This is a genomic window from Algoriphagus aquimarinus (assembly GCF_007997215.1).
In the GTDB taxonomy this organism is placed as follows: Bacteria; Bacteroidota; Bacteroidia; order Cytophagales; family Cyclobacteriaceae; genus Algoriphagus; species Algoriphagus aquimarinus_A.
In genome coordinates, this window is sequence record NZ_VORW01000010.1 from 69,070 (window position 1) to 80,547 (window position 11,478).

9 protein-coding genes are annotated in these 11,478 nt (G+C 39.2%); all 9 read left to right on the forward strand.

Features of this window, described 5'->3' with window-relative positions; translation table 11 throughout:
* Positions 1-4: 4 nt before the first annotated feature.
* The 9 genes from ESV85_RS14480 to ESV85_RS14520 all read left to right on the forward strand — a co-directional run bounded on the left by ESV85_RS14480 (position 5) and on the right by ESV85_RS14520 (position 11,478).
* Entirely contained in the window at positions 5-1,225 is a 1,221-nt protein-coding gene (locus ESV85_RS14480) for a glycosyltransferase (protein WP_146918759.1), read from the forward strand.
* The gene (locus tag ESV85_RS14485) at positions 1,222-2,505 is read left to right on the forward strand and encodes a glycosyltransferase (RefSeq protein ID WP_146918761.1); all 1,284 of its coding nucleotides are present in this window, start codon (positions 1,222-1,224) and stop codon (positions 2,503-2,505) included. Before ESV85_RS14480 ends, ESV85_RS14485 begins: the two co-directional genes overlap by 4 nt.
* Positions 2,498-3,658: a hypothetical protein gene (locus tag ESV85_RS14490; RefSeq protein WP_146918763.1), complete on the forward strand. Its 1,161-nt coding sequence runs from the start codon at positions 2,498-2,500 to the stop codon at positions 3,656-3,658. The genes ESV85_RS14485 and ESV85_RS14490 overlap by 8 nt, the downstream gene beginning before the upstream one ends.
* Positions 3,621-4,685 (forward strand): glycosyltransferase family 4 protein, encoded by a 1,065-nt coding sequence (locus ESV85_RS14495; protein WP_146918765.1) that lies wholly within the window; start codon positions 3,621-3,623, stop codon positions 4,683-4,685. Before ESV85_RS14490 ends, ESV85_RS14495 begins: the two co-directional genes overlap by 38 nt.
* The gene (locus ESV85_RS14500) at positions 4,682-6,277 is read left to right on the forward strand and encodes a glycoside hydrolase domain-containing protein (RefSeq protein ID WP_146918767.1); all 1,596 of its coding nucleotides are present in this window, start codon (positions 4,682-4,684) and stop codon (positions 6,275-6,277) included. Before ESV85_RS14495 ends, ESV85_RS14500 begins: the two co-directional genes overlap by 4 nt.
* Positions 6,270-7,358, forward strand: a complete 1,089-nt coding sequence (locus tag ESV85_RS14505; RefSeq protein WP_146918769.1) for a DUF1972 domain-containing protein — start codon at positions 6,270-6,272, stop codon at positions 7,356-7,358. Before ESV85_RS14500 ends, ESV85_RS14505 begins: the two co-directional genes overlap by 8 nt.
* Positions 7,359-7,360: 2 nt before the next feature.
* A complete protein-coding gene (locus ESV85_RS14510) occupies positions 7,361-9,046 on the forward strand; it encodes a capsule assembly Wzi family protein (protein WP_146918771.1) in 1,686 nt (561 codons plus the stop codon).
* A gap of 252 nt (positions 9,047-9,298) precedes the next feature.
* Positions 9,299-10,603, forward strand: coding sequence for a nucleotide sugar dehydrogenase (locus ESV85_RS14515; RefSeq protein WP_146918772.1), 1,305 nt, complete (start codon positions 9,299-9,301; stop codon positions 10,601-10,603).
* 146 nt (positions 10,604-10,749) lie between these two features.
* Complete coding sequence (locus ESV85_RS14520; RefSeq protein ID WP_146918774.1) at positions 10,750-11,478, forward strand: polysaccharide biosynthesis/export family protein; 729 nt, start codon at positions 10,750-10,752, stop codon at positions 11,476-11,478.

An 11,478-nucleotide genomic window follows, 5' to 3' on the forward strand; every position in this document is an offset into this window, starting at 1 on the left:
CCTTTTGACCCAAAAATACCCTTTTGAATCCGGAGAGGAATTTCTAGCCACTGAGCTTACTCACCTGGAACAAGCTTTTGATCGTGTAATAATCATACCCACAGCGGTGAGAGATTTCTCGCACCCAAGACCTACCGGGAAAAACACACAAATCAGGATTGTGAAAAACCCTGAATCAGCCAAAGGAATTGCTACAGCTTTTATAAGTAGATTTTTTCAAACGCTTAGCTTACTCGGCTCCGAGCTGAATAAATCTGGGTGGAATCTAAAGCTATTGAAGTATTACTTCTATCATATTCCATTTGCCCTTCAGATCAAGTCAGTAATTTCTAAAGAACTCGAATCAGCTGGAGAGTTTGTCCTTTATTCTTATTGGATGGACACTAATGCATTCGCTTCTTCTTTATTAAAAAAAGATTCTCCGGAAATAAAGTTAGTTGTTAAAAGCCATGGAGGTGACCTCTATAATGAGCGTCAGCCATCGGGTGGGGTAGCTTTCAGAGAAACTGTATATGCAGCAGCAGATTCACTTATTTTCATCTCCGAACATGGCTATAACTATGCTTCAAAACACTATCCAAAGTACTCTTCGAAAATGAAGGTGTTCAGATTAGGGGTAGAGGATAGTGCTACATCTCCCAAATCAAATTTTCCACAGGCTTTTCAAATTGTTTCCTGTTCTAGTTTAATTCCTCTTAAAAGAGTTAATCTCATCGCCGAGGTGTTGAATAACTGCCGTGTTCCTATTTGCTGGACTCACTTTGGCGGAGAAGATTCAGCTATTTCAGCTATGAATAATAGCCTCCCAAAACTTAGAAACGATCTGGAAATTAAATGGAAGGGTAAAGTGAAAAATGAAGAGGTCCAATCCTTTTATGCTAACCAACCCATAGATCTACTAATTAATTTAAGTTCCTCCGAAGGTATTCCAGTATCAATGATGGAAGCTATTTCATTTGGGATTCCTGTTTTCGCAAATGCCGTTGGTGGTATATCCGAAGTAGTGAAAAGTGAGACAGGTGAACTTATACCAGATGGATTATCCTCTAAAGAAATAGCTTCTCGTTTGGATCAATTTCTACTAAGTGGAAAAACCAGAAATGAAGATTTCAGAAATGGAGTTAGGCAGTTTTGGTTCCAGAACTATTCGGCGGAGCAAAATCATCAAATGTTGATCGCACATTTAAATACACAGGCCTTCACCAGGTCATTCCCTACGGAATGAAGAAAATACTTCTGATCTCCAATTACTTTACGCCATGTACGCTGACTCCTTCTCAGCGTATTACTTTTTGGGCTCGAAACATGCATCGTCTTGGATATTTCCCGACGGTCATTACTAGAGACTGGACATCCGAAACCCGATCCCATCAAGACACCAAACGCCCACTTGGCGTTAAGGTACGTCATGAAGTGTTTGATACGCATGAGGTTTATTACTTACCGTTTCGACCAGGAATATTAGATAAAGCTTACTTAGCTTTTGGGGAATCAGCCTTACGCCCTCTGTTTTTAGTGGTTAAGTTAGTAGATGTGTTCTTAGCACGTTTTACATTGAATTTCACCTCTTTCGCCAATTTCCTTCCTTTTATAAAAGAGCTTCTCAAGCAGAATAATTTTCATTCAGCCATTATATCAGGAGAACCTTTTTATTTATTTAGAATTGGATACTCCCTGAAAAAGGACTTCGAATTAAATTGGATAGCAGATTATAGAGACGATTGGAGTACCAACGAACTTCAGATGGAAAAGTCTGGGGGAGTAGTGCGAAAATGGATCGCACAAGTAGAGTCTGACTATGAGAAGCAATGGGTTGGAACTGCCGATGCACTAATCTCTGTAAGTCAGGTTTATACTGATCGAATAGCCAGATTTCTCGATAAAAAAGGGTATACCATTGAAAATGGTTTTGAAGAAGAGTTGCTCACGCTCAAATCCCAGCCCTTATTCCAAGAGTTTACCGTCATCTATAGTGGCGTACTTTATCCTTCTCAGGATTTATCCACCATACTTGGAGCACTACAGCTAGCCAAAAATGCCGATGTACCTTTTCGCCTTTTATTTCTCGGTGCAGGATATGATGTGAAGGAGAGAAGAAGAATAGAAGAAATGGTTCCTATGGAGCTGAAGCCATATGTAGAAGTTACGGATCGCTTACCTAGGGAAGATGCCTTAGTGGAACTTCAAAAGTCCCATGCATTTTTGGCGATGGCTTATGGAAGCATGAAGGGCATACCAAGCAGTAAGCTATATGAATATATGGCTTTGGGCAAACCTGTAGTTCTTTGTCCCTCCGATGGAGATATAATGGCGAAAATGCTAGCTGAAGCTGGATTAGGCTTTCCCGCAAATTCAGCTGAAGAGTGCTTTGAACAAATTCAACAAATTAGAGGCCTTTACAGCACCGGAAAAATTGAAGAATTAAAAGAGATTTCCAAGTCTAAAATCGCTAAGTATTCACGGTTTAGTCAGTTGCAGCAAATCAGGGAGGTATTGGGTGATTAACTCGCCATTGGTAATTCAATCGACTCGAGCGATAGGCAAAACTAGTTTGATCCTATTTGTTTTTCTGATCTCCTGTTCCAAGTTGATCAGTTTGCCTTTGGATAAAGCTGCGATGTTAGGCGTGATAGCCTTGCTGCTATTCCATCAGGTTTTTCTAAGTAAAACTTTTTCGGCTAGATTGCTTTTTCCGATTATTGGCCTGGCATCTTATTTCTTGCTGCCGTATTTGTTAAATCTACCAGATTCCTCATTAATCATCTTTTTTCCAGTCCTGGGGCTGTTTTTTGCTGGACTGGCGGCGGAAGAGGAAGAGTTTCTGGATATCCTATACTGGGGCCTGTTTGTACATATTTGTGTCGGGATTCTGTTTGTGTTCAGTAGTTACTTGATAGGGCTTAACTCCCACGTTCATCCTATGTACGACAAGGGATTACCTTTCCTTCATGCTGCTAAAGGATTCACTACCACAGTTCAGTCTTACGGTACTTTGTTGATCAGCTGGTTTTTGATTTACTATTGGAAAAAGGAAAAAGGGGAAACAGGCAAGTTAGAATCCCTGGCTTTTTGGGTGGCTATTTTGGGATTGATTCTCACATTCAATAGAAATACCTTCGTCATTTTCTACCTCATACTTTTTTTCAAGCATAGAAAAATATTCATTCTGACAGTGGTGTTTGCCGCGCTGTTTTACATCTATTATTTCGAGTTTATCAATAAACTAGTATTCAACGTGAATACCTTAAACTCCCGCGCCGACCTGCTTCAGGCTTTTAGGATATCATTCTTTGAGCAGTCAGGCTGGAAAGAGTACCTCATTGGCCATGGCAATAATATGGTGGATGATGTGATCGCCCGAACGACTATGTACCGTACCGGTTATATAGAAAATGGGACTTCTATGCTTCTTTATACCTATGGATTTATAGGTTATTTAGCCTATTTGGTGGCTGTGATGATCATGTCAGTTATGTTTTTCATGCGTGACAAAGTCTTTTATGCGGCTATGTTTTTCTACATTTTCATCATTGCACAGCAGTTCACACATGAGTTTTATGCCACTACACTTTACCTGATGATCAGTGTCTTTCTTATAATTTTAAATTCAAAAACCACGAGTGCCTCAAAGGATCGCATTTTTTCACCTGCTGAATAATTATACGGGTAGCCCTCAGATCTTGTCGAGCGTGATTAGTACTGCGCAAGACAATGGCGATCAGGTAAAGCTTTATACTAGCAGCACTGAAGGATTTTTGTCAGGATTTAAAAGCAATAACAACTTCTACAAGAGATCAGAACACAGAATCCTTACCCTCTTTTCCTTCTTTTTTAGCCAGTTTTTATTAGCAATAAAGTTGTTGTTTGAAAACAGGAAAGATGAAATCTATTATGTGAATACCATTCTTCCCTTTGGTGCAATATTAATGGGAAGACTACTTGGGAAAAGAGTAATTACCCACGTTCATGAGTATGAGATTAGTCCCAAACTTCTGAGCAATTTCTTGTTTTGGGTAGTTCGTACATTTTCTACTGAGGTAATTGTCGTTTCTAAGTTTCTAAAAACAAACCCCAACTTGGAAGGCGCAAACATCAGGGTGATTTATAATTGTGTCACCAGCGAATTTGAGATGAAATCAAAAGGATTTGTAAAGCCTTCTCAAGCTTTTGAGGTATTGATGCTCGCTTCTCTACGCCCGTACAAGGGCTTAAGTGAGTTTATTGAACTTGCAAGGAGAGTCCCTAAAGTGATTTTCACCTTAGTGCTCAGTGATGAAAAAAGAGAGGTGGATCAATTTCTTACTAAGGAATCCCTGCCTTCAAATATTCAGATTTACCCAGTTACCAAGGATGTGCATGCTTTCTATAGTAAAGCTTCACTGATCTTAAACCTTGCCCATCCGGACAAATGGGTTGAGACCTTTGGGATGACAGTGCTAGAGGGAATGTACTATGAACTGCCAGCCATCGTTCCAACTGTAGGAGGGATTACAGAATTAGTGGACCCAGGAGTGAATGGTTTTCAAATCAATTATAAAGAGTTGGACTTGATCGCCGAGGAAATAAATATGATGGTAAATCAACCGGAATATTGGGAGAGATTAAGTAAAGGCACCATACAAAAGAGGTCAGATTTTTCTCGGGAAGTTTTTTCAACGAAAATAGCTAAACTGCTACACCAGTGAAGAAAACCACTTTACTCTTTATTATTTGGATATTTTTGGGCTATCAAGCCCAAGCTCAGCAGAGTGCTTATTTTACAGCATTTGAAGATTTTGGGTCTGAACTCCCGAATAAAAGTGAATTTAAAGCCTGGAGAAATGAAACGCTGATCTTGCCATTTTTGGTCAATACAGATTCCACTAAAGGCCTGGATTTTCAATTGAAGATAAAAGAGAAAAACGTCAAGGCGGAGGTATTTCAGTTACACTTGGTAGAGGGAGATATTTCTGCTGGTAACTGCGGTATTACCAAAAAGAACGGAACCTTTGTCAAGCAAATGTTTCCGGATCGTGCAGAGTCCATAGTAGGAAATTCCTTTAAAGTGGAGAGTTCAAGTACTTATGGTTTGGTGAAAATTAGTATTCCAGCAAAGCTTAAGCCTGGGAAATATTCCTTGAGTCTGACATTTGAACAAAACGGAAGTTCTCGGGAAATAGAAGCAACCATTGATGTCATCGCTCGTAAGTTGCCAGACTTTGCTGAACTAGATTACGACATGGATTTCTGGCAATTTCCACTATCGATTTCTACCTATTATGATTTGAAACCCTATTCTGAAGAGCATTGGGAGCAGATAGCTCTCATGTTTGAGCAACTGAAAGGCTTCAATCAAACTGTGGTGACCACCTCAGTATTTTACGATCTCTACAATACGAAGATCAAGCCAGTGGAGGAAATGATGATTCAGGTGCGTAAAAAGGTGGACGGAAGTTATTCCTATGATTATTCCACATTTGAGAAGTACGTGGAACTCGCTGCCTCCAAAGGTATTTCGGAGGAAATAGCTGTCCATAATCTTTTCCCCTGGAACCTTACTTATTTTTATTGTGACGAAGCATCGGCTGCCGTTAAGACCTTTAAATCTGAACCAGGTACAGAAGCTTACAATGATTTCTGGAAGCCATTTTTACTCGACTTCTCCTCTTATCTCAAGTCTAAAAACTGGATGGACAAGACCGTCTTCTGGGTAGATGAACGGGATATTAATAAGACAGCCTTACTTGTAAAATATGTGAAGCAAATAGATCCGGCGTTTAAGTTTGGGTATTCTGGAAGGTTCAGTCCTGGTTTGTCAGAATTAGTTTATGACTATTCTCTTTCGAGTAATATTGTGCTTGATCCGGATAAGCTGGCTCTGAGGAAATCTAAAGGATTTAAGACCACTTATTATACTTCTTGCTATGAAGTTCAGCCAAATATGTTGATGGCATCAAATTATGACGATATTTACTTTTTGGTTATGCTTTCTAGAGCTAAAGGATACGATGGTATGTTGCGTTGGGCGTTTAACCTGTGGTCTCCGCAAATAATGAAATCAGCCATATTTTCGGATTTACCTTCAGGAGATAGTCATTTTGTGTATCCGGAAGGGCAGCTTTCTTTAAGATACTTGATTTTGAAAGACGCCTTGGAAGAAGTGCAAAAAGTAGATACCAAAGCGAATTCGGCTAAAACTAAAGAACTCTTAACCTCATACACCCGTTACTTTCTCTTAAATATTGAAAAGGACAGGTTAAATATGGTGAGTACCATGAAGAATTATTTGAATGATTAAGAAAAAACTTGCGATTGTAGGTATTGTGGGCGTTCCTGCTAACTACGGAGGTTTTGAGACATTAGTAGAATATCTGCTGGATCTGCTTCCCAAATTTTATGATATCACTATCTATTGTCAAAGTCAAAGCTATCCCGATAAAGTGGAAACCTATAAAGGGGCGAAGCTAAAATACTTGAATTTGAAAGCCAACGGCGTTCAAAGCGTAATCTATGATTCCGTCTCGCTCTGGAAGTCCATTAAGGGATTTGACTATATTTTGATCTTGGGTGTTTCGGGCGCCATTACTATTCCTTTTATTAAACCGTTTACCCGCGCCAAGGTTATTACTCACATTGACGGTCTGGAATGGAAGCGTGATAAATGGGGTGCTTTTGCAAAACGATTTTTAAAGTTTTCGGAATCTATAGCAGTGAAGTATTCGGACGCCATTATTTCTGACAATAAGCACATATATGATTACGTGCAGGAGGAATATGGCAAAGATTCTCATTTGATAGCCTATGGTGCCAACCATGTCACTAATGTAGATCCTGCCTTATACCAAAAGAAATACTCTTTTATACATAAGCCTTATATTTTCACAGTTTGTAGAATTGAACCGGAAAATAATATTGAAATGCAACTGAGGGTTTTTTCAGAGAATGAACTGGATATTCCTTATGTAATTGTTGGCAACTGGAATTCCAGTGATTATGGAATGCGACTATATCGGGAGTATTCTACTAAGAAGAATGTCATTCTTTACAATCCAATCTATACCAGTGAAGAGCTGAATGTATTAAGATCAAATTGTCACTATTACCTACATGGTCATAGTGCAGGCGGCACCAATCCATCTTTGGTGGAGGCAATGTACCTAGGCCTGCCTATCATAGCTTTTGGTGTTAACTACAACAGGGAAACTACTTTCAATCAAGCGATCTATTTCAACGATTCAATCGAATTGCTTCAGCAATTATCTCGCTTGGAGGAATTTGACAGAGAGGCAATCTCCCGTGATATGTATAAACTTGCTCGGAAAAACTACTCTTGGAAGGCTATCAATAAGAAGTACGTAAACATGCTGAAATCCCTTTGAAATTGAGGTATTATTTCTTTTTAAGCACTTGCCTTTTGGGGTTGCTTTTTTCTAATACCACCTTATCTCAGACTATTCCAGCAGGTTTTCCTGTATTGGAAGAAAGTCTAAGAAGGCAGCAGCTATTAGGAGCTGAGGAGATAAAAGATTTCTCTTTTGGTCTAAGACCTATAGTGAGTTTAAAACAAAACCGTTTTAATGCTTTAGATGATACTTTGCCAATCAAAACAAGTAAAGTTCACCTAGAACTCTTACCAGTTCTGAGCACAACAGTTTTCAACTCCAATAGACCCTATGGCTGGGGTAATTCTAGTATGATGAATAGCACTGGGATTCAGTCGCTACTTTCTCCAGGAGTATATGGTAAATTATTCTTTTTGAAATTTCAGTTCAGACCAGAGTTTGTAGCAAGTCAAAATAAAGCCTATCAAGGATTTGGGGAGAATTACTCTGATAATACCCTTTTTGCCAGATTCAGGTATTGGAATTTTGGAGATCACCCGGAGCGGTTTACTAAGGAGTATAATTCCTTTGCTTGGTGGGGCCAGTCATACGTTAGCTTAAATGTTGGACCAGTAGAACTTGGAGCCTCCACGCAGAATATTTGGTGGGGACCTGGTCAGTTCAATTCCCTGATTTTCAGTAATAACGCTAGGGGAATGAAGCACTTATACCTTCGCACAAGTCGTCCTGCAAATATTTTCATAGGAAAACTGGAAGCTGAGTTGATTATGGGCAGGGCAGAAGATTCCGGGATACTCCCATCCCAAAATGAACGCCTCAATGGCATTTTTGCCAGACCTTTTAGAGGAGATTGGCGATACGTCAGCGGAATCACCTTAACCTATCAGCCAGTGTTCCTGCCTAATTTTTTTGCAGGATTTAGCAGGACTTTCCAGCAATACAATGAAGATGTACCAAACACTTTCCGAGGTCGAATTCCTGTGCTTGAACCATTCCAGAAAGTGAAGCTTTTCAGTAATGATAATTCAGTCGTCTATGACTCTAAGGGACAAGACCAACAGATCGCATTTTTCTTACGGTATTTCAATTCAAAAGGTAATTTTGAGGCATACGCAGAATTTGGTAAGCAGGATCACAGTTATGATTGGAGGGACTTTATTTTGAGTCCGGAGCATGCCAGAGCATATCTTTTAGGCTTTTCCAAGCTTTTCAAAACAGGTAAGCAAGACCAATATTATCAGGTAAGGGGAGAAATCGTACAACAAGCTGAATCTGTGAATAGATACATTCGATACCCTGATCTCAACTCAGGAAATACCAGTTGGCATACGCACTATCAGGTACGGGGATTTACCAATGAGGGGCAATCTATGGGTGTGGGAATAGGAGTGGGCGGCAATGCACAGATTTTGGAAGTTTCCCAGGTTTCAAACCTGAATAAGGTCGGGATTCTGCTCCAACGAATAGAAAATCATCAAGACTTTTATTACAGGTCATTTGGAAATAATCCGAACAAGAGACCTTGGATAGATTTCAGTATGGGAATACTATGGGATCATCAGTGGGATAGATTTATACTAAGTAGTAAAGCCCAAGTGATTCAGGGCGTTAACTACCAATGGGAGAATTTAGCGGGATCAACTTCAGATTTCCCGAAGGGACAGAAGCTTTGGACTTTCTCTGGAACTTTAAATTTAATCTATCAGATTCATCACAAGTATTAGAAGGAAAGTTTAAAATCGCTTAAATCCTGTTAGTTTTGCTCCTTATTTGGAATGAGTAAATTTAGTACTCGTTTTAGCGAAAAATTAAGTTAACAATATGGCAGAGATCTTTTTAGAGCTGAGTTGTATCAGTGAGGAAGTAAAGGTTGTCCTGTCAAACATGCTAAGTTCTGGGACTGAAAGAGCGAAGCTATAGAATATTATAATAGAGAGATCAGATTTTTAAATGGTTATTTTCAAAAATAATTAGTAATGAGAGAAGATTTAAAAGACGTAAAGATTGCCATTATCGGCTTAGGGTATGTTGGACTGCCATTGGCGGTAGAGTTTGCCAAGAAATACCCTACAGTAGGTTTTGATATAGATACAAAAAGAGTAGGAGAGCTTAATAGTGGTGTAGACAACACGCGCGAAGTGGAGAATGACATGCTTCAGAAGGTGTTAGTAAAAGATTTTTCTTTCAGTAGGGAAAATGGTCTTCTACCAACTAATCAGTCTGAAGCACTTGCTGATTGTAATGTTTATATAGTAACTGTTCCTACGCCTACGGATAAACATAACCGTCCGGTACTTACGCCAATGCTCAAAGCATCTGAAAATATTGGAAAGTACCTGAAAAAAGGAGACGTGGTAATCTACGAATCCACCGTTTACCCGGGAGTCACTGAAGACGAATGTGTGCCAGTTTTAGAAAACGTATCGGGATTGAAATACAATGAGGACTTTTTTGCAGGATACTCTCCAGAGCGAATCAACCCAGGTGACAAAGAGCATACGGTTGCCAAGATTCTTAAAGTCACTTCTGGTTCTACTCCAGAGATAGCTGAGTTTGTTGATCAATTGTACCTCACTGTTATTACAGCAGGTACACACAAAGCCACTTCTATCAAAGTTGCCGAGGCTGCCAAAGTAATCGAAAACTCCCAGCGTGATATCAATATTGCTTTTGTAAATGAGCTTTCTAAGATCTTTAATTTATTAGGAATAGACACCAATGAGGTGCTGGAAGCAGCTGGTACCAAATGGAACTTCCTGAAATTCAAGCCAGGGCTAGTTGGTGGACATTGCATTGGTGTAGATCCATTTTATTTAGCACAAAAAGCTCAGGAAATGGGGTATCATCCTGAAATCATCCTTGCAGGTCGTCGATTGAACGATAGCATGGGAAAACATGTGGCTACTGAAGTGATCAAATTGATGATGCGCAAGGATCTAAAAGTGATCGATGCTAAAGTGATGATCTTAGGTTTCACATTCAAAGAAGATTGTCCAGACGTACGTAATACCCGAGTGATTGATATCTATAACGAATTGAGAACTTATGATATCAATGTGGATGTATACGATCCTTGGGCCAACCCTGTAGAAGTGAGCCATGAATACGGTGTGGAAATCATGTCTGGCACAGAAGCTCCAGATCTAACCCCTTATTCTGCTATCATTCTTGCAGTTTCTCATAAGGAATTTGCAGGTCTTACCTTAGAAAAATCAAAAACTCAGGTTATCTATGATGTGAAAGGATATCTTGATAAAAGTCTAATTGATGCAAGATTATAACTGCTCAGGAATTTATTGATAAAAATTTATACTAATTTAGCCGAAATTTTAAATAACCCATGTTCATGAATTCAATGAGAATCCTTCAATTTTTTGTTATAATATTCATGTTTTCATCATGTGTGTCAAACAAAAAACTTGTTTACATGCAGGAGCTAGAAGATAGTACTCCTAACGTTTATTCAAGCGAGAAGTACCCGTACAATGAAGAAAAATATAGATTTCAAAGCTATGATATAGTTGAAATAAATATCAAAACTACTAGCCCTGAGCTTAATGAGATCTTCAGCATCATATCAGGAGAGGCAGGAAGCACATCCATGAATATGGGTCAGAATGGAGGAGATGTTTTCTTCATGAACGGCTACACATTGAATGAAGAAGGTATAGTTGAGCTCCCTTTATTGGGTGAAATGAAACTTATAGGATTGACTACAGAGGAGGCTAAGGCTTTGATTGAAAAGAAAGTACAAGTCTATGTACCAGATGACGGCTTTTTTGTTAGAATTAGATTGGGAGGAATCAGATTTAGTGCCTTAGGTGAATTTAATGGTCCAGGTAAGCAGACAATCTTACAAAGTAGAGTTACAATTTTTGAAGCCCTTGCAGCTGCAGGTGACTTGACTACCATTGCCAAGCGCGACGAAATAATATTACTTCGTCAGTATCCAGACGGTAGCCAGATTCACAAAATCAACCTAAACGATAGAAATCTATTAGGCTCAGAATTTTATTTTTTAAGGACTAATGATGTCCTGTATGCAGAACCTCTAAAAGTGAGAGAACTTGGAGCTGGTACAAACTTTATACAGACTTTAGCCTTAATTACCTCAACAGTATCCACAATTGCCCTTATTTTGACTATCGTCAGATAA